Genomic DNA, 21,121 nt, shown 5'->3' with positions numbered 1-21,121 from the left:
GTTGAATTAAACTATCCCCACCTTATCGGTATTTCAGGGTATGACCGGCATCACGATGTGGCGAGAATGACATCCCGACCACATCTCAGAATACGTGCACCAAACGTGCCAGATTGAGGGTAGGAAACTTCAAGGCAAACAATGGCGAAGCAAGGGCAGAGCGATTCCGGCAGTGAAACTACGGGTCTCGGAGGCAAGGGCCTCGAGGGCTTGACTGCTGCCGCCAACCAGGCTGCGACATCCGATACGGCCGGACGCAAGGGCCTGCCGCCGGTTCACCTGTGGAATCCGCCGTTCTGCGGCGATCTCGACATGCGAATCGCGCCTGACGGCACCTGGTTCTACATGGGAACGCCGATCGGACGCCCGGCGCTGGTGCGGCTGTTCTCCACGATTCTGAAACGCGAGGACGGCAAGCACTTTCTCGTGACACCGGTCGAGAAGGTCGGCATCCGCGTCGACGACGCACCGTTCCTCGCCGTGGAAATGCAGACCGAGGAAGACGCGCGCGGCCGGTTGCTCAGGTTCCGCACCAACGTCGATGACTGGGTGGATTGCGAGAAGGGCCACGGCCTCAGATTCGAAGCCGCCGAAGATGGCGGATTGACGCCCTATCTGCATGTTCGCGCCGACCTGTGGGCGAAGGTCACCCGCGCGCTCTACTACGATCTGGTTGACATGGGCGAGGAGCGGATGGTCGATGGTCAGGAGATGTTCGGCATCGAGTCCGGCGGCGAGTTTTTCGCGATGGCCGATGCCAGTCAGGTGAGGGGCGCACTTTGAACGAGCCGTTGCTGAAGGTGAAGCCGGCGACGATCAGCTCGACGGAATTCTTCGCGCGGGCCCGCACGCGGCTCAATTTCGAAGTGCCGCCGGGCCTGGTCGATCCGCATATCATTCCGCGCACCGGAGATTCCGGCAACGACCGGATGCTCGAGATCGTCGCCCAGGAGCAGCCGGTGCGGCCGGCCGCGGTGCTGATCCCGGTGGTCGATCATCCCGAGCCGACCGTGCTGTTGACGCAGCGTTCGCCCAATCTGTCGAGCCACGCCGGCCAGATTTCGTTTCCCGGCGGCAAGATCGACGCCACCGATGCCTCGCCGCTCGATGCCGCGCTGCGCGAAGCCTGTGAAGAAGTCGGCTTGAGGCGGGAATTCATCGACCCTGTCGGCTATCTCGACCTCTATGGCACTGCGTTCGGCTTCCGCATCCTGCCGACGGTCGCCAAGGTGAAGCCGGGATTTGCCCTTGAGATCAACGAGGCCGAAGTCGTCGATGCGTTCGAAGTGCCGCTCGCTTTCCTGATGAACCCCGAGAATCATCAGATCCACACCAAGGAATTCCGCGGCATGGACCGCTCCTATTATGCGATGCCGTTCGCCGAGCGTTACATCTGGGGCGCGACCGCGGGCATCCTGCGCGTGCTGTATGAGCGGATCTATCTGTCATGATCCGCACGGTGTTGACCGAGATCGGAATCTTCCTGATCCCCTTCGCGGTCTATGCCATCTTCCTCATCGCGACGCGGTCCGGCGTGACGCTGCCGGCGTCCTGGCCGCTCGACATGATCATGAAGCTGACGCTGGCGGCGCTGGTGATGGTCATCGTGAGCTTCGTGCTGCTCGCCGAACTGACCGGCGCGCCGCCGAACTCCACCTACGTTCCCGCTCACATCGAGAATGGCAGGCTGGTGCCGGGGGCTGAGAGATGAGCGAGGTGCGCTTGTTGTCCGACGCACCGTGGCTCGCTTCGGGGCCGGCGGCGCGCGTGCTCGGCCTGCTCAATGCCGACGGCGAGGAAGCGCGGGTGATCGGCGGCGCCGTGCGCAACGCGCTGATGCGGATTCCGCTCGCCGACATCGATATCGCCACCACGGCGCTGCCGGAGGAGGTGATCCGCCGCGCCAAGCGGGCTGCCATCAAGAGCGTGCCGACCGGCATCGAGCACGGCACGGTGACCCTGGTGGTCGACGGCCAGCCGTTCGAGGTGACGACGCTGCGCGAGGACACCGAGACCTATGGCCGCAAGGCCAAGGTGGCGTTCGGGCGCGACTGGGTGCGCGACGCCGAGCGGCGCGACTTCACCATCAACGGCCTGTCGGTCGACGCCTCGGGCGTCGTGCATGATCACGTCGGCGGTCTCGCCGACATCGAGGCGCGCCGCGTGCGCTTCATCGGCGATCCCGCGCAGCGGATCGCCGAGGATTATTTGCGCATCCTGCGTTTCTTCCGCTTCCACGCCGCCTATGGCGCGGGCGAGGTCGATCGCGCCGGCTATCTCGCCTGCGTCAGTGCGCGCGCCGGACTTGCCGGCCTCTCGGCCGAGCGCATCCGGATGGAGATGCTCAAGCTCGTGGTGGCGAACGGCGCCGCCGGCGCGATGGTCGCGATGGGCGATGGCGGGTTGCTGCAGCCGCTGTTCGGCGGCGTCGCCTATACCGGGCCGTTCGCGGCGATGATCGAGATCGAGAGGTTGATGGGGCTCGCACCGAGTGCGATGCGCAGGCTCGCAGCGCTGACGGTTGCGGTGACCGAGGATGCGCGGCGCATCGCAAGCCGGCTGCGGCTCTCCAACGCCGAGGCCAAGGCGCTGGATTCGATGGGCCATCGCTGGTGGCGCCTGCCCGGCATGGACGAGGCGCATGCCAAGCGCAGGCTCTACCGGCTCGATGAGGAGCCGTACCGCGACCGCCTGCTGCTGGCCTGGGCGCGAACCGGCGCCGGCCGCGACGTCGATCAATGGCGCGCGCTCGCCACGTTGCCGCAGCGCTGGCGTGCGCCGCACTTTCCGCTGCGGGCGTCGGATTTCATCGCGCGCGGGATCGCCGAGGGGCCGGCGCTGGGGCATGTGCTGACCTTGGCCGAGGATGCCTGGCTCGCGGCGGATTTTCCGCTCGATCCGCAGGTGCTGTCCGGCATCGCCGACCAGACCGTTTCCCGTTTCACCCGCGATCACCGGCTCTGAATTTTCGTACCGCCGAGTTCATCGGCGGCACGGTGACGAACGTCGTACGCATGCCGCATGCGCGAGGCAGCATCGCATCAACGGATCTTAGGCCGCCTTGCGCTTCTTCTTGCGATCGCCGTCGTCGTCCTCGTCTTCGTCGTCCTCTTCTTCCTCGTCGTCGTCTTCTTCTTCGTCGTCTTCCTCTTCATCGTCCTCGGGATCGAGCTCGGTCGATTCGAGTGCGACGAGCGGCAGGGTTTCGCGAAACAGATCGCCGTCCGTGCCCATCCACAGACACTCGACCTTGTCCTCGTCGACTTCCACCACCGTGATCGGATGGCCGCCGGATTTCAGCATGACGACATCGCCTGGTTTCAGTTCCATGATATTCCCTTCGCGCTGGTTGACGCGGACGGCAGGCTAGCGACCGGTGATGACAGTCAAATCACGGCCGGCGCCGGCTTCGATGGAATTGACGTGGAAAACAGCTATTCGTGTCGGGCGGGAACCAGTTCGCTCAGCGAGCGGATGATGCGGTCGGGCTTGATCGTCGATCCCACCGGCAGCCCGACGCCGTGCACGTCCATCCAGATCGCGTAGATGCCAAGCCGCTGCGGCGCCACGATCTCCCACTCCAGATTGTCGCCGATCATCCATGTCTCGGCCGGGGTGACGCCGAGTGCCTGCATCGCGTGCAGATAGGCGCGCTCCTCGGGCTTGCCGAAACCGTGCTCGCCCTCGATCTGGATGTGATCGAAGCGATGACCGAGCGCGAAGCGCTCGACCTTGGCGCGCTGCATGTCGGCGGCGCCGTTGGTGACCAGCGCGAGCTTGATGCCGAGCGCCTTGAACGCATCGATCGCCTCATGCGCGCCGGGGAAGACGAACATCTCCTCCTCGCGATAGGCGGTGAAGCGATCGGCGATGCGGTCCGCGAGATCGTCGGGGAGCGCGCGATGGCCGGCTGCCGCAAGCTGAGCGAAGCCGCCCTTCACGGTGAGCCGGCGCGCCTCGCCGAGCTTGATCCGCCAGATCGGTTCAGCCGTCGACCAGAATCGCCGTGCATAAGCCAAAAGCGCGGTCGCGACCTCGTCGGGGGGCAGGGGCGCGAGCTCGGCGGCGAATTCGGCGGTGATCGTGTTCCAGGCGATCTCGGGACGTCCATAGGCCGACAGGATGGTGTCATCCATGTCGATCAGCATCGCGCGCGGCAGCTTGGTCACGGCCATTTCACCTCCGGCGGCAGCGACGACAGGATCGAATCGACATTGCCGCCGGTCTTCAGGCCGAAGATGGTGCCGCGATCGTAGAGCAGATTGAACTCGACATAGCGCCCGCGACGGACCAATTGCTCGTCGCGATCCTCCGCGCTCCAGTCGGCCGCGAAATTGCGCCGCACCAGTTCGGGATAGATCTTCAGGAAGCTGCGCCCGACGTCCTGGGTGAAGGCGAGATCGGCCTCCCAGTCGCCGCTGTCATGCCAGTCATAGAAAATGCCGCCGACGCCGCGGGCTTCCTTGCGGTGCGGCAGATAGAAATAGTCGTCGCACCATTTCTTGTACTTGTCGTAGTCGGCGACGCCGTTCGGTCCGGTGCAGGCCGCTTTCATCGCGGCATGGAAGGCGACCGTATCGGGGTCTTCCTGGGTGCGCCGCCGGTTCAGCACCGGCGTCAGATCCGCACCGCCGCCGAACCAGGCCTTGGTGGTGACGACGAAGCGGGTGTTCATGTGCACGGCGGGCACGTTCGGATTGCGCAGATGCGCGATCAGCGAAATGCCCGAGGCCCAAAATCGTGGATCGTCGGCGGCGCCGGGAATCTGCGCGCGGAATTCGGGCGCGAACTCGCCGTGCACGGTCGAGCAGTGCACGCCGACCTTCTCGAACAGCCGGCCCTTCATGATCGACATCACGCCGCCGCCGCCGGGCTTGCCGGTATGGTCGGTGCGATCCCAGGGGGTGCGCACGAACCGGCCGGCACTGCCGGGATAGAGCGCGGGGGAGGCGTCGTCCTCGAGCTGCTCGAACGCCGCGCAGATGTCGTTGCGCAGCGCCTCGAACCAGCCGCGCGCACGCGCCTTGCGGTCCTCGATGATGGCGGGGTCTGTTGGCAGCATGACTAACCTTGCGGGCCGAAATAAGTGCAGCTCTCGTTGCAGCTGTCGCGATGGACGCTGACGCGGGTCAGCTTGCCGGCGTGCTGCAAACGCTCCCAGATGAAGCGCGACAGATTCTCCAGCGTCGGCACCCCGATCGCCTCGATCTTGTTCAGGAACTTATGATCGAGCGTCTTCTGCACCTCGGCCATGGCGCGTTCGAGCAGGCCGAGATCGATCACCATGCCGGTCTTCGGGTCGGGCGTGCCGCGGACGGTCACCTCGGCGCGAAACGAGTGACCGTGAATTTCCTCGCTGGCGGCGCCAAAGGTCGTTCCGGACAGCGCATGCGCAGCCTCGAACCGAAACGCTTTCGTCAATTCCCACATCTCTCTCAACAATCCAGTTCTTGAAGAGAACGATCCGATTGAAGCGGATCATGCTCTTATCTTTGTTTGGTCGCGTTTTCTTGACGCGGACCGGTTTCCACTTCGCTCGAAAACGCTTCGGTCATCTAATGCCGAGCGTCTTGTGCGTCTGCACGCTAAGGCGCCATTGCGGGTGCTTCAGGCAATAGTCGATCGCCCGCTCGGTATTCTCGATCACGTCGGGGCCGTCCATCGGCTGCAGCGAGAAGCGCTCGAAGGCGAGCCCGGCAAAGTCCTCCGGCGCGTTCTCCGGCTGCGGATAGACCAGCTTGAGCTCGTGCCCGCTGCGCACCACGAGCTCGGAGGCGGCCTTGGGGCTGACGCAGATCCAGTCGAGCCCGTCGGGCGGGGCGATGGTGCCGTTGGTCTCGATCGCGATCGCAAAGCCGTGGCGATGCAGGGCCTCGATCAATGCGGTATCGACCTGCAGCAGCGGCTCGCCGCCGGTCAGCACCACGTAGCGGTCGGCTTCGCCCCCGGTCCATTGCGCTGCAATGATGCCGGCGAGCTCGGCGGCGTCGGCATAGCGGCCGCCGAGCGTGCCGTCGGTGCCGACGAAATCGGTGTCGCAGAACCGGCAGACGGCGCCGGCGCGGTCCTGCTCGCGGCCGCTCCAGAGGTTGCAGCCGGCGAAGCGGCAGAACACGGAGGCCCGGCCCGCATGGGCGCCTTCGCCCTGCAGGGTAAGAAAGATCTCCTTGACCGCGTAGCTCACCAAAAATTCCTTAAGTTGCCGGACCGGCAATTCCTGAACCCGCAAATCCTGAACTCGTCTGCCGCAGCGCTTCACCGACCGCCATGGCTGCCGTGACGGCGACATTGAGCGAGCGCATGGTCGGCCTGATCGGAATCACCAGCCGCGCATCCGCGGCGGCCACCACCGCGTCGGTCACCCCTGCCGTTTCGCGCCCGAACAGCAGGACATCGGAGGCCGTATACGAGAAATCAAGGTAGGATTTCGCGGCCCTGGTCGTGAACACGACCAGCCGGCAGGCGGCCTCGGCCCGCCATTCCTCGAATTTCGACCATGAGTCGTGACGCTTCAACCGCACATGGTCGAGATAGTCCATACCCGCGCGGCGGAAATTCCGGTCCGAGGTGTCGAATCCCGCCGGTTCGATGATATGGGCTGACACGTCCAGGCAGGCGCAGAGGCGCAGAATCGTCCCTGTATTCTGGGGAATGTCGGGCTGGAACAGCGCGATCTGCATGGTGCTGGCGACCTGTGAAATCCGGATGAAATTGTCTCAATAAAACATCGCTCGGCGCGGATTTCGTGCATTGCACGTGTGCGAGCCGATAGCGGGCTTGCGCTCGTCCGGCAAGGGTGCCAATAGAACGATTCTGGACTGCTGTTCCGCCATTTGGGGTGGGGAATAGCGGTTTTCTGCCGCCGCGGGGGCCGCGGGCGCCGGCAGCCTTTCTTGGGGCGCTTCCCAGCGTCTCTGGGGCGGTTCCACCGGCTGCAGAAAAGAAAGGGCTAGGAATCGTGACGACAGCGTCTTCGGCGGACCATCCGACACGCCGTGATTTTCTCTTTGTTGCAACCGGAGCTGCCGCCGTGGTCGGCGCAGCCGCCACTGTCTGGCCGCTGGTTGCCCAGATGAACCCGGACGCCGCGACGATCGCCGCCGGCGCGCCGATCCAGGTCGACCTGACGCCGATCGCCGAGGGGCAGGACATCAAGGTCTTCTGGCGCGGCAAGCCGATCTACATCAGCCACCGCACCAAGAAGCAGATCGAGGAGGCCCAGAAGGTGCCGCTCTCGAGCCTGCCCGATCCGCAGGCCGACTCAGCCCGCGTCAAGGAAGGCCACGACCAGTGGCTGGTCGTGATCGGCATCTGCACCCATCTCGGCTGTATCCCGATCGCCCATGAGGGCAATTACGACGGCTTCTTCTGCCCCTGCCACGGTTCTCAGTACGACTCCTCCGGTCGTATCCGTCAGGGGCCGGCGCCCGCCAACCTGGCGGTGCCGCCCTATAGCTTCGTTTCCGACACCAAAATCCAGATCGGCTAAGTCCCGGACCCTCCGGGACTTAGGCTTCCCCTTGGACCCATCGCGTCGTTTTTCTTCTTCAGGATCGCATCAATGAGCGGACCATCTGATTTCCAACCGAGCAACCCCGCCTTGAAGTGGATCGAACGGCGCCTTCCGATCTTCGGCCTGATCCACTCCTCGTTCGTGGCCTATCCGACGCCGCGCAATCTGAACTACTGGTGGACCTTCGGCGCCATCCTTTCGATGATGCTGGCGCTGCAGATCCTGACCGGCGTGATCCTGGCGATGCACTACACGCCGCACGCCGACTTCGCCTTCAAGTCGGTCGAGCTGATCGTCCGCGACGTCAACTACGGCTGGCTGCTGCGCAATATGCACGCCGCCGGCGCGTCGATGTTCTTCTTCGCAGTCTACATTCACATGTTCCGCGGTCTCTATTACGGGTCGTACAAGGAGCCGCGCGAGGTGCTGTGGATCCTCGGCGTCATCATCTACCTCTTGATGATGGCGACGGGCTTCATGGGCTACGTGCTGCCGTGGGGCCAGATGAGCTTCTGGGGCGCCACCGTCATCACCAATCTGTTTTCGGCCGTGCCGTATTTCGGCGAGAGCATCGTGACCCTGCTGTGGGGCGGCTATTCGGTCGGCAACCCGACACTGAACCGCTTCTTCTCGCTGCACTACCTGCTGCCGTTCGTGATCGCCGGCGTGGTCGTGCTGCACATCTGGGCGCTGCACGTCGCGGGCCAGAACAACCCGGCCGGCGTCGAGGCCAAGACCGAGAAGGACACCGTTCCGTTCACGCCCTATGCGACCATCAAGGACGCGTTCGGTGTGTCGTGCTTCCTGATCTTCTTCGCCTGGTTCATCTTCTACATGCCGAACTATCTCGGCGACGCCGACAACTACATCCCGGCGAACCCCGGCGTGACCCCGGCGCACATCGTGCCTGAATGGTACTACCTGCCGTTCTACGCGATCCTGCGTTCGATCCCGAACAAGCTCGCCGGCGTCGTTGCGATGTTCTCGGCGATCATCATCCTGTGCTTCCTGCCCTGGCTCGACAGCGCACGGACCCGTTCGTCGAAGTATCGTCCGCTGGCCAAGCAGTTCTTCTGGATCTTCGTGGTGGTCTGCATCGGGCTCGGCTATCTCGGCTCGCAGCCGCCGGAAGGCATCTATGTGATCGCCGGCCGCATCCTGACGGTGTGCTACTTCGCCTACTTCCTGATCGTGCTGCCGTTGCTCGCCCGCATCGAGACGCCGCGTACGGTGCCGAACTCGATCGCCGACGACGTGCTGGCGAAGAGCAAGGGCAGGGCCGCGACCGCAGCCTCCGTGGTGCTCGCGCTGGTGGTGGCCGGCGGCCTGTTCGCCGGCAGCACCCAGAACGCCAGGGCCGAGGGTGGTGACAAGCCGCCTGCCCAGACGTGGTCGTTCTCCGGTCCCTTTGGCAAGTATGACCGCGGCGCGCTGCAGCGTGGCCTGAAGGTCTACAAGGAAGTCTGCTCGGCCTGCCACAGCCTGAGCTACGTTGCGTTCCGCAACCTCGCCGATCCCGGCGGTCCCGGCTATTCCGAGGCGCAGGCGACGGCGTTCGCGTCCGAGTACAAGATCAAGGACGGTCCGAACGACCAGGGCGAGATGTTCGAGCGTCCGGGCCGCACGGCGGACTACTTCCCGGCGCCGTTCCCGAACGAGCAGGCGGCCGCCGCGGCCAACGGCGGCAAGGCGCCCCCGGACCTGTCGCTGATGACCAAAGCACGGTCCTACGAGCGCGGTTTCCCGCAGTTCGTCATCGACTTCTTCACCCAGTACCAGGAGCAGGGACCGGACTACGTCGACGCCATCCTGCAGGGCTTTGAAGACAAGCCGCCGGCAGGTGTCACCGTCCCGGAGGGCACCTACTACAACAAGTACTTCCCCGGCCACGCCATCAAGATGCCGAAGCCGCTGTCCGACGGTCAGGTGACCTTCGACGACGGCTCGCCCGCGACCGTCAAGCAGTACGCGCATGACGTCACCACCTTCCTGATGTGGGCCGCCGAGCCGCACATGGAAGCGCGCAAGCGGATCGGCATGCAGGTGTTTGTGTTCCTGATCATCTTCGCGTTCTTGATGTACTTCACCAAGCGCAAGGTCTGGGCCGACGCCCACTGATCACGGCTATCGCGAATTTGAAAAAGCCCCTTCGGGGGCTTTTTTGCTTCTACTGTCATTGCGAGCGTAGCGAAGCAATCCACCTATCCGTTGTGCCGAGATATGGATTGTTTCGCTGCGCTCGCAATGACGGTGAGTGGATTGCTTCCTTGGCGCAGTACGGACAAGATGCCGGCCAATCAGCCGGCAAACATTGCGGAGGAACTCATGGGTACCAGCATCAGCTTCAAGCGTCCGGACGGCAAGGAAGCGTCGGGCTATCTCGCCAATGCCGCCCGCGGCAACGCGCCCGGCGTGGTCGTGATCCAGGAATGGTGGGGCCTGCAGGACCAGATCAAGGGCATGTGCGATCGCTTCGCGCGGGCCGGTTTCGATGCGCTCGCGCCCGATCTCTACAAGGGCAAGGTGGTGCCGTATCACGACACCGACGCGGCCGGCAAAGAGATGAACTCGCTCGACTTCATGGACGCCACGACGCAGACGGTGCGCGGCGCCGCGCAATACCTCGCCAAGAACGGCGCCAAGGTCGGCCTGACCGGCTTCTGCCTCGGCGGCGCGGTGACCATCATCGGTGCCACCAAGATCCCCGAGCTGACCGCCGGTGTGGTGTTCTACGGCATCCCGCCGGAGCAGGCGGCCAAGCCGGCGGACGTTCGGATTCCGCTGCAGGCCCATTTCGCCACCAAGGACGACTGGTGCACGCCGGCGCTGGTCGATGGTTTCGAGAAGGCGATGAAGGCCGCCGGCAAATCGCTGGAGCTGTACCGCTATGACGCCGACCACGGTTTCGGCAACGAGCAGCGCCTGTCGGTGCATGACCGGCAATGTGCCGAACTGGCCTGGGACCGGGCGACGGAGTTCTTCAAGAAGCATCTGGGCTAGGTGATCCAGCCGCAAATGCGATGTCGTCCCTGCGAAAGCAGGGACCCATACGCCGCGGCCATCGCAATAGGCACACTGGTAGTCATCTCGCCAGATAACCGTACCCTGTGGTTATGGGTCCCTGCTTTCGCAGGGACGACGGCGAGTTCTAACTCTCCGCCTTCACCCCATCCCACCACGGGCAGGTTCCCGACATCAGCCTGAAATTGCCTTCCATCACCTGCACCGGCGCGCGCTTGCCTTCCGAGGCGGCGCGCATCCGCATCTCGCGGGCGACGGCGCGGTCCTCAGCCGACAGCCAGACGCGCTCGTGGCCCCACAGGCTCGGGCCGTCATGCATCTCGAACGGCGTCCAGTTCGCAGGATCAATCTCGCGGCCGCCCCAGCCGCACTCCACCATGAAGGCTGACGGCGACCTGGCGTAGAACGACGTCATCAGATCGTTGGTGTGACGGCCGAGCGTGACGTTAACGCGGTCTTCCTGCTGCGCGACGTCATAGGCCTGGCCGACATCGTCGAGTGAGAACAGCTCCACCATCAGATGGTGCATGCCGTTGCTGCCGGTCTCGATCAGCGCCAGCGAATGGTGGCGCGCATTGACGTGGAAGAAACAGGCGCGGAACGGCTTTTCGATGTAGTCGCTGAGCCCGAAGCCGAGCACGTCGACATAGAAGCTCATGACAGGGGCGATGTGCTCGACCGTCAGCACCGCGTGGCCGAGGCCGAGTGCGCCGGTGCGGAAGCCGGAGATCGAGCGTCCCGGCTTGAAGGGCGTGTCGTCGATCTCGGCGCCATGAAACGCCTCGAGACGGTTGCCGGCCGGATCCCGGAACGAGATCAGCCCGCGCACCCGCCGCGCGTCGGCGAGGGTTTGCGGCTCCGATGTCACGGCGACGCCGGCGCGCTCCAGCCGCGCCGCCAGCGCGTCGAGCGCTGTGGCGTCCGCCACCTCCCAGCCGAAAAACCTGGTCCCTTCGCCCTGCGCGCGGTCGATCACGATGCGTTGCTTGCGGTCATCCATCCGGAACGCAAGCAGCGAGTTGCCGCGCTCGATCGCCTGCAGCCCGACGAGGCCGGTGCCGAACTGCCGCCAGTCATCGAGTGCGTCGGAGCCGAAGCCGGCATATCCGAGACCCAAAATCGCCATCTGCGCGTCTCCGCCATCTGTCTGTTTTTTGGGCGGCCGGCCGGCCGCCATTTCGGCAAATCCTACGCGGATTTCCGGCCCTTCAAACCCCGAAAATGCCGATCAGAGGCGCGTCCAGGATTGGGGCAGGGGTGTCGGGCCATCCCTTGACACGGCCCGCGCCGGGTGGTGTGTAGCGGCCATGAACACCGTTGCCAGTCCATCCCGTCGTTGGTGGCCCACCTTCTCATAGGTGGCCGGTGCGTTTTCTTTTTTCACAAACGTCGAAGGTCGCCATCGCAGTGCGACGGTCCCTTCGTTTGTCCTGTGTGGCGCTCTCTCGGCAAGTCTCGTAAGAGGATCACATGAACAGGACAGTCTTCTCCCTGCCGGCTCGAAGCGAATACCTGACCAATGGCGGCCTCGCGGTCGCGCGGGTGGTCGAGCAGTTCACCGGCGGCGCCAACCGCCTCGACGACCTGATCGCGCTGCTCGACCGCCGCCGCGGCGTGGTGCTGTCCTCGGGCACGACCGTGCCGGGCCGCTACGAGAGCTTCGACCTCGGCTTCGCCGATCCGCCGCTGGTGCTGGAGACCTCGGGCACCGACTTCTCGTTGCAGGCGCTGAACCCGCGCGGCGAGGTCCTGATCGCCTTCCTCGGGGACGTGCTGCGCGAGCCCTGCGTCGTGATCTCGGAGCGGAGCGCCACAGAGCTCGCCGGCCATATCATCCGCGGCGAAGCGCCGGTCGAGGAAGACCAGCGCACCCGCCGTGCCAGCGTGATGTCGCTGGTGCGCGACATGGTGGCGGCGTTCACCTCCAATGCCGATCCGTTGCTCGGCCTGTTCGGCGCCTTCGCCTACGACCTCGTGTTCCAGATCGAGGACCTCAAGCAGAAGCGCGCCCGCGAGGCCGACCAGCGCGACATCGTCCTCTACGTGCCCGACCGGCTGCTGGCCTATGACCGCGCCACCGGCCGCGGCGTGGCGCTGAATTACGAGTTTGCGTGGAAGGGCAAATCGACCGCCGGCCGGTCGCACGAGACCGCGCCGAGCCTCTACGCCAAGACCGACCGGCAGGGCTTTGCCGATCACGCGCCGGGCGAATACCAGGCGACCGTCGAAGTGGCGCGCGCGGCGTTCGCCCGCGGCGACCTGTTCGAGGCGGTGCCGGGGCAACTGTTCGCCGAGCCGTGCGAGCGCTCGCCGGCGGAAGTGTTCCAGCGGCTCTGCCGCATCAATCCGTCGCCCTATGGCGCGCTGATGAATCTCGGCGACGGCGAGTTCCTGGTCTCGGCGTCGCCCGAGATGTTCGTGCGCTCCGACGGCCGCCGGGTCGAGACCTGTCCGATCTCCGGCACCATCGCACGCGGCTCGGATTCGATCGGCGATGCCGAGCAGATCCGCAAGCTCCTGAACTCGGAGAAGGACGAGTTCGAGCTCAACATGTGCACCGACGTCGATCGCAACGACAAGGCGCGGGTCTGCGTGCCCGGTACCATCAAGGTGCTGGCGCGGCGCCAGATCGAGACCTACTCAAAACTGTTCCACACCGTCGACCATGTCGAGGGCATGCTGCGGCCGGGCTTCGATTCGCTCGACGCCTTCCTGACCCACGCCTGGGCCGTGACCGTGACCGGCGCGCCGAAGCTGTGGGCGATGCAGTTCGTCGAGGACCATGAGCGGTCGCCGCGGCGCTGGTATGCCGGCGCGATCGGCTGCGTCAATTTCGACGGCAGCATCAACACCGGCCTCACCATCCGCACCATCCGCATGAAGGATGGTCTCGCCGAGGTGCGCGTCGGCGCGACCTGCCTGTTCGACTCGGATCCGGCCGCGGAAGACCGCGAGTGCCAGGTCAAGGCGGCGGCGCTGTTCCAGGCGCTGCGCGGCGATCCGCCGAAGCCGCTGTCGGATTTCGCGCCCGATGCCACCGGCTCGGGCAAGAACGTGCTCCTGATCGATCACGACGACAGTTTCGTGCACATGCTGGCGGATTACTTCCGCCAGGTCGGCGCCAACGTCACCGTGGTCCGACACGTCCATGCCCAGGACATGCTCAAGAAGAAGGGCTGGGACCTGCTGGTGCTGTCGCCCGGGCCGGGCCGCCCGGAGGATTTCGGCATCGCGAAGACCATCGACACCGCGCTCGAGAAGCAGCTGCCGATCTTCGGCGTCTGTCTCGGCGTGCAGGCGATCGGCGAATATTTCGGCGGCCAGCTCGGCCAGCTTGGCCAGCCCGCGCATGGCCGCCCCTCGCGTGTCCAGGTGCGCGGCGGCCGGCTGATGCACAATCTGCCCAATGAGATCGTGATCGGCCGCTATCATTCGCTCTATGTCGAGCGCGACAGCGTGCCCGAGGTGCTGGCGGTGACCGCGACCACCGAAGACGGCGTCGCGATGGTGATCGAGCACAAGACCCTGCCGGTCGGCGGTGTGCAATTCCATCCGGAATCGCTGATGTCGCTCGGCAACGAGGTCGGCCTGCGCATTGTCGAGAATGCATTCCGGCTGAATCCGGGAGTGAATTGATTTGGACCGTCATTGCGAGCGCAGCGAAGCAATCCATGCCTCAATCCGGGGAGAGATGGATTGCTTCGTCGCTTCAGCGCAAAATTGCATTGCAATTTTGTCGCGAGCTCCTCGCAATGACGACGCGGAGAAAGCGAGACAGCAATGACCTTCGACCACGACATCAAGGCGACCGTTCGCACCATCCCGGACTACCCGAAGAAGGGCATCCTGTTTCGCGACATCACGACGTTGCTGGCGGATGCCCGGGCCTTCCGCCGCGCGGTCGATGAGTTGGTGCATCCTTGGGCCGGAGCGAAGGTCGACAAGGTCGCAGGCATCGAGGCGCGCGGCTTCATCCTCGGCGGCGCGGTGGCGCATCAGCTCTCCGCCGGCTTCGTGCCGATCCGCAAGAAGGGCAAGCTGCCGCACACCACCGTGCGGATCGCCTATTCGCTGGAATACGGCATCGACGAGATGGAGATGCATGCCGACGCGGTGCAGCCCGGCGAGCGCGTGATTCTGGTCGACGATCTGATCGCGACCGGCGGCACCGCGGAGGGCGCGGTCAAGCTGCTGCGCCAGATCGGCGCCAATGTGGTGGCGGCCTGCTTCATCATCGATCTGCCCGACCTCGGCGGCGCAGCAAAGCTGCGCGCGATGGAGGTTCCGGTGCGCACGCTGATGACGTTCGAGGGGCATTAACTCCTCCGCGTCGTCCCGGCGAAAGCCGGGACCCATAACCACAAATGCTGGTTGTGGGAAAATGCTGCGGCCCCAGCTTTCGCCAAACGCTCAACGGTGGTTATGGGTGCCGGCTCGCGCTTCACTTGGCCGGGACGACAATCATCCCCGTTGCAGCAGCATGCTGAGCTCGAGATCGCGGAACGTGGTGTAATTCCGCCGGATCCACTGGTGCAGCTCGGTCGATGAATCCTTCTCCTGGCGCAGATAGCCGGTGAAGGAGAAGGTCAGCCGGTCGATATAGGTCTTCAGGAACACCGGCAGCGCGCGGAAGCGCAACACCCGGCTGGCGGTCATGACCGGCGGCAGCTCGCCGCGCACCACGAATTCATTGTCGATGACGATCAGCCCGTTCGGCGGGATCAGGCCTTGCAGCGTCTGGTAGCCGCGCACCGAGGCGCGGTCGGTGTCGGCGACATACAGGATCACGGGTGAGACGCGGCGGCGCAGCGCCTCCTTCATCAGCCCGATCTCGTCGCACATTTTGAAGAATTCGTCGAAGGCGTGGTAGCCGAGGTCGATCACCTTGGCGATGCCGTCATTGACGATGACCCGGTCCATCAGCTGCATCTTGCCGTAGGTGTCGATCACGTCGGCGGTTTCCGTGATCCGCGGCAGGTAGTCGAGCAGCGACGGCTCCTTCAGGTTGATGTCGTAGCAGACCACGTCGCCGTTCTTGAGCAGCAGGAATTCCGCAAGCAGCCGCGCGATCAGCGTCTTGCCGACCTGCGGGCGGGGCGAGCAGATGATGTAGACGGGCGTCGATGACATTGCCCGCTATATCAATCCAAATTTTCGCCTAATCCAGCCCCATCGCCGCCCCGGGCGCGACTTTTTCGCTGCCCGGCCTCGACTATTTTTCGCCCTTGGCCGACTTGGCGCCGACCAGGTCGGTCAGCTTGATCCGGTCGAACTCGCTCCAGACATTGGCGAGCCAATGCCGGACATAGCCGCGCAGTACGAACGAATAGTTCGCGGCATCGTCGTTGATCTGCTTGTTGGCCACGAATTTCAGGAACGGAACCGAGGAGACCTCGACCTGCTCATAGGCCATTTCGTTGAGCTTGGGGATCGTGAGGTCGGTCGCGTCCTTGATGCGGTGGAAGTAGGAATTGTAGGTCGCCTGGTCCCACTGGAAGAACTGGGTGTCGTTGATGAAGTTCTTCACCAGGAAATATTTCGCGCCGCCCATGAAGCCGGCGGTCTCGGCGATCTCGTCCAGCGAGGCGATCGAGGGGCCGAGGATATGGAACACGGCGAAGGTGATCTGGCCGGAGCGCGCCGCGTCGAGGAAGCCGATGTCGCGCAGCGAGGCCAGCGCGGGCGACAAGAGGCCGGCGCGGACGTCGATCACGGTGACCGCGGGACCCGAGTTCAGCGTGTCGAAGATCTTCATCTGGTCCGCGGTCGTCGTCATGTCGACGATCTCGGTGATGTCGGGATGGAAGCGCTTCAGCGTGCCGCGCGGCGATTCGGTGTCGAACGCCCGGGTCTGCACATTGTTGGCACTGAAATAGTCCAGGAGCGTCCGCGAGACGGTGGTCTTGCCGACCCCGCCCTTGTCAGCGCCCACCACGATCACAACCGGCTTTGCCATGGAAGTCCCTTAAAGCGCGCTCCCGACCGCGATGGCGGCCGGCAAGTCCCCACACTGCTTTGGGCGCGAACATGGCAGAAACGAGGGAGAATTCAATTCCTTAAGGCGTCCACATTCGGTTTGGTGGGGAATTCCTTAATGGACTGAGTAGGCTAGGGCACGATCCGGAAAATGGCGCAGCGGTTTTCCGGGAAAATCATGCCCAAATCAAAGCGCCGGCGCGATCAGCGGTGCCGGCCCCAAGGACCTTGGAGAGGGCCTCGCAGAGGGCCTTGGAGAGGACCCAGCGGTCCCAAAGGTCCCTGTGCGGGGCTGGTGCCCGGCAGCGGCGGCGGATTGTTTGGTTGTGCAGGCGGTTTATCGCCCCACGGGCCGTGGGTCACCGGTGGAGGTTGTTCGCCGGCCGCGGTCCGTTGGTCCTGCGTCGCGGTCTGGTCCAAGGTCTCATCCGGCAGCGCCAGCGGTCCGGGATCGTGACCGCCGGCATATTTCACCAGCGCGTCGACCCGGGACTTCACCGACGGATGGGTCGCGAACAGGTCGGCAAAGCCCTCGCGCGGATTGTCGACGCAGAGTTCCATCACGGCCGAGGTGGCGTCCGGCAGCTCGCCGCGGTTCTCGATCTTGCGCAGCGCCGAGATCATCGCATCGGGGTTCTTGGTCAGCTCGACCGATCCGGCATCGGCGAGAAATTCGCGCGACCGCGACAGCGCGAGCTTGACCACCTGCGACAGCAGCCAGGCCAGCACGATCAATGCGACCGCGATGATGATCACGACGATCGCGCCGCCGCCCGAGCCCTTGCTGTCGCGATCCGAGGAAGATCTCGACGATGAGGAGGATGACGACGACGACCAGCCGCCTCCGCCGCCGCTCGAGTTCCACGACAGGTTTGTGAACAGACGGAAGAACAGCTCCCCGAAGAAGCCGACCACGCCGGCGATGATCACCGCGATCACCATCAGCTGCACGTCGCCGTTCTTGATATGGGTGAGCTCGTGGCCGAGCACGGCCTCGATCTCCTGGTCGTTCAGCGCCTTCAGCAGACCCGTGGTAACCGTGATGGCGTATTGGCGCGGGTTGAGGCCGGTCGCGAACGCATTCAGCGCAGGACTATCCATCACCTTCAGCTTCGGCATCGGGATGCCGCGCGAGATGCAGAGATTTTCCAGCAGATTATAAAGCCGCGGCTGCTGCTGCCGCGTCACGCTCTCGCCGCCGGTCACGGCGTCGATCATCTTCTGGTGGAAGAAATAGGCGATCACGATCCAGGCCACCGCCGCGATCGTCGCCCATGGCAGCGCCGACACCAGGTCGCGCGAGGCCCGCGTCAGGTAATAGTCGACGGTGCGGCCGCTATCGATCATCACCTCCGCGACCAGCGCGCCGGCATAGACCAGCACGTAGATCAGCAGGAACAGGCCGCCAAGCAGCAGCATCGAACGAAACTTGTTCGATGCGATATGCGTGTAGAGACCATAGGCCGCCATGGAGCGCTCCCGCTTCTCACCGTCATTCCGGGGCGCGCTGAAAGCGCGAACCCGGAATCTCGAGATGAGTGAGTGAGATGAGATTCCGGGTTCGATGCGTTGCATCGCCCCGGAATGACCGAAGGGGCGTCATCTCGAAGGAAGTCGTCAGAACTTCACGCTCGGTGCCGCCTCGACTTCGGTGCGGCTGGCGCCAAGGTCGAAGAAATCCTTGCGGGTGAAGCCGAACATGCCGGCGAACAGCGCGGCCGGCATCTGCTGGATGCCGGTGTTGTATTCCTGGACCGCGTTGTTGAAGAAGCGGCGGCTGGCGGCGATCTTGTTCTCGAGATCGGAAAGCTCCGATGCGAGCTGCTGGAAATTGGCGTTGGCCTTGAGGTCCGGATAGGCTTCGGAGAGTGCGATCAGCCGGCCGAGCGCGCCGGAGAGCTGGTTCTCCGCCGCCGAGACCTGCGCCGGACCCTGCGCCGACATCGCCGAATTGCGTGCCTTGATGACATCGTCGAGCGTGCCGCGTTCATGGGAGGCGTAGCCCTTCACGGTCTCGACCAGGTTCGGGATCAGGTCGTGGCGCTGCTTGAGCTGCACGTCGATGTCGGCAAAGGCCTGGCTGACCCGCTGGCCGAGCGCGACGAGGCGGTTGTAGGCGCCGAATGCAAACAGCACGAGAAGGACGATGACGCCGATAACGATCCAGCTGGTCGACATGACAGGGCAACTCCTGATGGACGAGACGGCGGCACCGTAGCCCAAGATCGGGCGCAGGGCAGCCCGCCGCGAAGAGGTGGGCAATGTCTTGGTCGGGGATGGGCGGGATAGGTTCAACATCGTCGTGTTGTTCAGCGGCTCTCCGGATCGGTTTCCGAGGGCGTGTACTCATAAATTCGGATGTCCGCTTTCGAAGGTACGCGGACCCGTTGCCTCGCTGCGAGCTTTTTCAGCTTTGACCCAGAGCGGACATCGATGATCGAGCAACTTTGAACCAACCGATTAACCCCGGCAGAAGAGGTTGTCTGTCATCACGACGGCTCCTAATGACCCGGGCTCTGGAATGAAGAGGCGTCTCGTACAGTTGGTAATTGCGGCAGCGGCGGCATGTCTCTTGATCGACGGGGCAGCATTCGCCGGCGTTCCCTACTCCTTCTCGGATCATCCATCGCAGGACGGCCGTTGTATCGGCGACCATGGCATAGGCGACCTTGATCGCTCAGAGAAGGCTTGTCTGGAGCAGGTTGCCGAACTGGCCCAGCGCATAGGCCCCGGGTTACAGTTGAAGTTCAGGAATGGGAAGACACGGGTCTATCTCAACGAGGAAGCGAAGTGCCAGAGCACTGACGCTGATGGCTGCGTAAAGTATCAACTGATCGGTTATTTTCCTGAGCACGATCTTATTTTGATTGAGATCGATTATTGGGAAGGCGTCAGTTACCGTCTTGTATGGGCTGACACGGGTGACGATACGAGCATCGTTGCACCTCCGCACTATTCTCCGGATAAGCGCTGGCTGGCATCCGTTGCCTCGGGTGAGGGTCCGTCCGGACCTCCTGACGGAATGGACATAGTTCCGAGCAAGCCAAGCTCATCTGTTAAGGAGTGGCACTATCGCACTCCTGATGACGGCAAATGGCTCTATGAATTTACTGGTTGGGACGGAAACGCTCGCGTCAATCTTCTTGCTTCGTCGTTGGGAGCGCCCCAACGAAGCGCTCCAACCTCTATCGATCGCCGAAACGGCGAATGGCATCTAAGAGAGCCGCAGTGAGAATCAGGCTTGCCCGATTCAAGTAATGTCGAGCTGGTTTTGCGGCAAAACTGGCTGCACCTGGCTCCGCCGGGCGTGGGGGCACTTGTGCGATTTCGGAATATTGGAAATGTATCCCTGAGTTGCCCGACGTGTCAAGTTGCCGTGTCGAACGGCGGCAGCCGCCAGCTCCTTTGCATGGGGTTGTTTTCGATATTTTGGCCGCGCGCGGCTGCGGCGGGCCTCCAATCGGGGAAGCCGGGCTTCCTCGCGGTTGCGGTGTGACCACCGTCTAAACCGTGTCGCCCCAGCGCCAGCGCCGGGCGCGGGCATAATCGGCCTTGGCGCGGCGGGGGACTTTTGCAACCACGATGCCGTCGGGCGTGCATAGCTTGGCCGCGATCTCGACCTTGCCGACATCCGGCTGCGCCAGCACGCGCGCTGGCCTGTCCTCAACGCGCGCGCGGCTCAGCGCCACATAGGCGAAGCGCTCATCCTCGAACGGAGCGTCGGCGCCCTTGACCTGCTTGTGCGCGCGCGAGCGCTGCAGGCGCTGCGAGAAATGGCACCAGTCGGGCGCGACCAGCGGGCAGGCGCCGTCATGCGGGCAGGGGGCAATCACATGCGCGCCGGCGGCGATCAATCGTGTGCGGAGTGCGATGATCCGGGCGTATCCCGCGGGCGTGCCGGGTTCGACGACCAGCAGGGTATCCCTGGTTTTCTCCCACATGACATCGGTGAGCGCGTCGCGCTCGGCATCATTGAGCTCGTTGATAAGGTAGCTCGCGATCACGAGGTCAGCGGCCTCGGCATGCGCCGCATAGGTGCGGGCCTGGCCGAGCTCGTAGGAGGTGATGCGGCGCAGACGGTCACTCCGGCGCGTGAGGTCGAGCGCCAGCGTGCGCAGGGCCACATTGGCATCGAGCAGCGTGAACGCCTGCAACGACGAGAAGGCTTCCGCGGCCGCCCAGGTCGCGGTGCCCGGACCGGCGCCGACGTCGAGCAGGCTCGCGGGCGCGAAGTCCGGCCGGATCTCGGAGAGTGCATTGAGGCTCGCCACAACGGCGGCATAGGTCGCCGGCATCCGCGCCACGGCGTAGGCCAGCGCATCAGTCTCGGTCTTGATCGTCGAGGAGCCGCCGCCTTCGCGATAGGTCTGCGAGATGATGGCTGCACGGCCGGCGGCGTCGCTGCGCGACAGGCCTTCGAGCCGGGCGTTGAGGGCGGCGCGCAGTTCGGCGGGAAGGTCAGGTGAGGTCATGCGACGTACCATCCCCTCGTCATTGCGAGCGAAGCGAAGCAATCCATAGCGCCGCTTGCTGAGGCATGGATTGCTTCGTCGCTTCCGCGCAAAATTGCTTCGCAATTTTGTCGCCGAGCTCCTCGCAATGACGACGTTT

22 protein-coding genes are annotated in these 21,121 nt (G+C 64.2%); 10 read left to right on the top strand and 12 right to left on the bottom strand.

The annotated features are described in order from the left end of the window. The first annotated feature begins 141 nt into the window (after positions 1 to 141). Genes FBZ93_RS17820 through FBZ93_RS17805 form a run of 4 tightly spaced genes read left to right on the top strand, consistent with a single transcriptional unit; the run spans position 142 to position 2,964 of the window. Complete coding sequence (locus FBZ93_RS17820) at positions 142 to 783, top strand: DUF1285 domain-containing protein (protein ID WP_146987196.1); 642 nt, start codon at positions 142 to 144, stop codon at positions 781 to 783. A 32-nt stretch (positions 784 to 815) separates the two neighbouring features. After that, positions 816 to 1,451: a CoA pyrophosphatase gene (locus tag FBZ93_RS17815; RefSeq protein WP_433995426.1), complete on the top strand. Its 636-nt coding sequence runs from the start codon at positions 816 to 818 to the stop codon at positions 1,449 to 1,451. Then, a complete protein-coding gene (locus tag FBZ93_RS17810; protein ID WP_050421967.1) occupies positions 1,448 to 1,711 on the top strand; it encodes a DUF6111 family protein in 264 nt (87 codons plus the stop codon). The genes FBZ93_RS17815 and FBZ93_RS17810 overlap by 4 nt, the downstream gene beginning before the upstream one ends. Continuing rightward, a complete protein-coding gene (locus tag FBZ93_RS17805) occupies positions 1,708 to 2,964 on the top strand; it encodes a CCA tRNA nucleotidyltransferase (protein WP_146987194.1) in 1,257 nt (418 codons plus the stop codon). Before FBZ93_RS17810 ends, FBZ93_RS17805 begins: the two co-directional genes overlap by 4 nt. Positions 2,965 to 3,051: 87 nt before the next feature. On the opposite strand, the gene FBZ93_RS17800 is transcribed toward FBZ93_RS17805, so the two are convergent. From FBZ93_RS17800 to FBZ93_RS17770, 6 genes are all read right to left on the bottom strand, one after another. Further along, a complete protein-coding gene (locus tag FBZ93_RS17800) occupies positions 3,052 to 3,303 on the bottom strand; it encodes a DUF2158 domain-containing protein (RefSeq protein WP_146987193.1) in 252 nt (83 codons plus the stop codon). 131 nt (positions 3,304 to 3,434) lie between these two features. Further along, positions 3,435 to 4,175, bottom strand: a complete 741-nt coding sequence (locus FBZ93_RS17790; protein WP_146987191.1) for an HAD family hydrolase — start codon at positions 4,173 to 4,175, stop codon at positions 3,435 to 3,437. Continuing rightward, complete coding sequence (gene hemF / locus FBZ93_RS17785; RefSeq protein ID WP_208764024.1) at positions 4,166 to 5,062, bottom strand: oxygen-dependent coproporphyrinogen oxidase; 897 nt, start codon at positions 5,060 to 5,062, stop codon at positions 4,166 to 4,168. The genes FBZ93_RS17790 and hemF overlap by 10 nt, the downstream gene beginning before the upstream one ends. 2 nt (positions 5,063 to 5,064) lie before the next feature. Beyond that, entirely contained in the window at positions 5,065 to 5,430 is a 366-nt protein-coding gene (locus tag FBZ93_RS17780) for a 6-pyruvoyl trahydropterin synthase family protein (RefSeq protein WP_021076023.1), read from the bottom strand. 121 nt (positions 5,431 to 5,551) lie between these two features. Further along, positions 5,552 to 6,184: a 7-carboxy-7-deazaguanine synthase gene (gene queE / locus FBZ93_RS17775; protein ID WP_146987190.1), complete on the bottom strand. Its 633-nt coding sequence runs from the start codon at positions 6,182 to 6,184 to the stop codon at positions 5,552 to 5,554. 10 nt (positions 6,185 to 6,194) lie between these two features. After that, positions 6,195 to 6,680: a tRNA (cytidine(34)-2'-O)-methyltransferase gene (locus tag FBZ93_RS17770; protein WP_146987189.1), complete on the bottom strand. Its 486-nt coding sequence runs from the start codon at positions 6,678 to 6,680 to the stop codon at positions 6,195 to 6,197. Between the two features lie 278 nt (positions 6,681 to 6,958). On the opposite strand from FBZ93_RS17770, the gene petA reads away from it, so the two are divergent. From petA to FBZ93_RS17755, 3 genes are all read left to right on the top strand, one after another. Then, the gene (gene petA, locus FBZ93_RS17765; protein WP_146987188.1) at positions 6,959 to 7,489 is read left to right on the top strand and encodes a ubiquinol-cytochrome c reductase iron-sulfur subunit; all 531 of its coding nucleotides are present in this window, start codon (positions 6,959 to 6,961) and stop codon (positions 7,487 to 7,489) included. Positions 7,490 to 7,561: 72 nt separating this feature from the next. After that, positions 7,562 to 9,631: a cytochrome c1 gene (locus FBZ93_RS17760; protein WP_146987187.1), complete on the top strand. Its 2,070-nt coding sequence runs from the start codon at positions 7,562 to 7,564 to the stop codon at positions 9,629 to 9,631. 207 nt (positions 9,632 to 9,838) lie between these two features. Beyond that, positions 9,839 to 10,513: a dienelactone hydrolase family protein gene (locus FBZ93_RS17755; RefSeq protein WP_146987186.1), complete on the top strand. Its 675-nt coding sequence runs from the start codon at positions 9,839 to 9,841 to the stop codon at positions 10,511 to 10,513. Positions 10,514 to 10,661: 148 nt separating this feature from the next. Here FBZ93_RS17755 and FBZ93_RS17750 read toward each other — a convergent pair whose 3' ends face one another. Beyond that, the gene (locus FBZ93_RS17750) at positions 10,662 to 11,660 is read right to left on the bottom strand and encodes a VOC family protein (protein ID WP_146987185.1); all 999 of its coding nucleotides are present in this window, start codon (positions 11,658 to 11,660) and stop codon (positions 10,662 to 10,664) included. A 344-nt stretch (positions 11,661 to 12,004) separates the two neighbouring features. Here FBZ93_RS17750 and FBZ93_RS17745 point away from each other — a divergent pair, with 344 nt between their 5' ends. Together FBZ93_RS17745 and FBZ93_RS17740 are read left to right on the top strand one after the other, a co-directional pair. Continuing rightward, a complete protein-coding gene (locus FBZ93_RS17745; RefSeq protein WP_146987184.1) occupies positions 12,005 to 14,170 on the top strand; it encodes an anthranilate synthase component I in 2,166 nt (721 codons plus the stop codon). Between the two features lie 144 nt (positions 14,171 to 14,314). After that, positions 14,315 to 14,854: an adenine phosphoribosyltransferase gene (locus tag FBZ93_RS17740; RefSeq protein WP_146987183.1), complete on the top strand. Its 540-nt coding sequence runs from the start codon at positions 14,315 to 14,317 to the stop codon at positions 14,852 to 14,854. 141 nt (positions 14,855 to 14,995) lie between these two features. Here FBZ93_RS17740 and FBZ93_RS17735 read toward each other — a convergent pair whose 3' ends face one another. From FBZ93_RS17735 to FBZ93_RS17720, 4 genes are all read right to left on the bottom strand, one after another. After that, a complete protein-coding gene (locus FBZ93_RS17735; RefSeq protein WP_146987182.1) occupies positions 14,996 to 15,664 on the bottom strand; it encodes a hypothetical protein in 669 nt (222 codons plus the stop codon). Between the two features lie 82 nt (positions 15,665 to 15,746). Beyond that, complete coding sequence (locus tag FBZ93_RS17730; RefSeq protein ID WP_146987181.1) at positions 15,747 to 16,490, bottom strand: hypothetical protein; 744 nt, start codon at positions 16,488 to 16,490, stop codon at positions 15,747 to 15,749. 224 nt (positions 16,491 to 16,714) lie between these two features. Next, on the bottom strand, positions 16,715 to 17,980 hold the full coding sequence (locus tag FBZ93_RS17725) for a M48 family metallopeptidase (protein WP_146987180.1): 1,266 nt from the start codon (positions 17,978 to 17,980) through the stop codon (positions 16,715 to 16,717). 147 nt (positions 17,981 to 18,127) lie between these two features. Continuing rightward, a complete protein-coding gene (locus FBZ93_RS17720) occupies positions 18,128 to 18,688 on the bottom strand; it encodes a LemA family protein (RefSeq protein ID WP_050627216.1) in 561 nt (186 codons plus the stop codon). Positions 18,689 to 19,031: 343 nt separating this feature from the next. Here FBZ93_RS17720 and FBZ93_RS17715 point away from each other — a divergent pair, with 343 nt between their 5' ends. Beyond that, the gene (locus tag FBZ93_RS17715; RefSeq protein ID WP_146987179.1) at positions 19,032 to 19,742 is read left to right on the top strand and encodes a hypothetical protein; all 711 of its coding nucleotides are present in this window, start codon (positions 19,032 to 19,034) and stop codon (positions 19,740 to 19,742) included. 271 nt (positions 19,743 to 20,013) lie between these two features. Here FBZ93_RS17715 and FBZ93_RS17710 read toward each other — a convergent pair whose 3' ends face one another. Beyond that, positions 20,014 to 20,982 (bottom strand): small ribosomal subunit Rsm22 family protein, encoded by a 969-nt coding sequence (locus FBZ93_RS17710; protein WP_146987178.1) that lies wholly within the window; start codon positions 20,980 to 20,982, stop codon positions 20,014 to 20,016. Between the last annotated feature and the right edge of the window lie 139 nt (positions 20,983 to 21,121).

It is taken from the genome of Bradyrhizobium macuxiense, from assembly GCF_007993935.1.
GTDB classification, from domain to species: domain Bacteria; phylum Pseudomonadota; class Alphaproteobacteria; order Rhizobiales; family Xanthobacteraceae; genus Bradyrhizobium; species Bradyrhizobium macuxiense_A.
The sequence above is the reverse complement of the archived record's forward strand: the minus strand, read 5'-3'. Positions and strand labels throughout refer to the sequence as shown.

Coding starts and splice junctions, on each gene's coding strand:
- FBZ93_RS17820 (WP_146987196.1), top strand. CDS start 142: ATGGCGAAGCAAGGGCAGAGCGATTCCGGCAGTGAAACTACGGGTCTC.
- FBZ93_RS17810 (WP_050421967.1), top strand. CDS start 1,448: ATGATCCGCACGGTGTTGACCGAGATCGGAATCTTCCTGATCCCCTTC.
- FBZ93_RS17805 (WP_146987194.1), top strand. CDS start 1,708: ATGAGCGAGGTGCGCTTGTTGTCCGACGCACCGTGGCTCGCTTCGGGG.
- FBZ93_RS17800 (WP_146987193.1), bottom strand. CDS start 3,303: ATGCTGAAATCCGGCGGCCATCCGATCACGGTGGTGGAAGTCGACGAG.
- FBZ93_RS17790 (WP_146987191.1), bottom strand. CDS start 4,175: ATGGCCGTGACCAAGCTGCCGCGCGCGATGCTGATCGACATGGATGAC.
- hemF (WP_208764024.1), bottom strand. CDS start 5,062: ATGCTGCCAACAGACCCCGCCATCATCGAGGACCGCAAGGCGCGTGCG.
- FBZ93_RS17780 (WP_021076023.1), bottom strand. CDS start 5,430: ATGTGGGAATTGACGAAAGCGTTTCGGTTCGAGGCTGCGCATGCGCTG.
- FBZ93_RS17770 (WP_146987189.1), bottom strand. CDS start 6,680: ATGCAGATCGCGCTGTTCCAGCCCGACATTCCCCAGAATACAGGGACG.
- FBZ93_RS17760 (WP_146987187.1), top strand. CDS start 7,562: ATGAGCGGACCATCTGATTTCCAACCGAGCAACCCCGCCTTGAAGTGG.
- FBZ93_RS17755 (WP_146987186.1), top strand. CDS start 9,839: ATGGGTACCAGCATCAGCTTCAAGCGTCCGGACGGCAAGGAAGCGTCG.
- FBZ93_RS17750 (WP_146987185.1), bottom strand. CDS start 11,660: ATGGCGATTTTGGGTCTCGGATATGCCGGCTTCGGCTCCGACGCACTC.
- FBZ93_RS17745 (WP_146987184.1), top strand. CDS start 12,005: ATGAACAGGACAGTCTTCTCCCTGCCGGCTCGAAGCGAATACCTGACC.
- FBZ93_RS17740 (WP_146987183.1), top strand. CDS start 14,315: ATGACCTTCGACCACGACATCAAGGCGACCGTTCGCACCATCCCGGAC.
- FBZ93_RS17735 (WP_146987182.1), bottom strand. CDS start 15,664: ATGTCATCGACGCCCGTCTACATCATCTGCTCGCCCCGCCCGCAGGTC.
- FBZ93_RS17730 (WP_146987181.1), bottom strand. CDS start 16,490: ATGGCAAAGCCGGTTGTGATCGTGGTGGGCGCTGACAAGGGCGGGGTC.
- FBZ93_RS17725 (WP_146987180.1), bottom strand. CDS start 17,980: ATGGCGGCCTATGGTCTCTACACGCATATCGCATCGAACAAGTTTCGT.
- FBZ93_RS17720 (WP_050627216.1), bottom strand. CDS start 18,688: ATGTCGACCAGCTGGATCGTTATCGGCGTCATCGTCCTTCTCGTGCTG.
- FBZ93_RS17715 (WP_146987179.1), top strand. CDS start 19,032: ATGAAGAGGCGTCTCGTACAGTTGGTAATTGCGGCAGCGGCGGCATGT.
- FBZ93_RS17710 (WP_146987178.1), bottom strand. CDS start 20,982: ATGACCTCACCTGACCTTCCCGCCGAACTGCGCGCCGCCCTCAACGCC.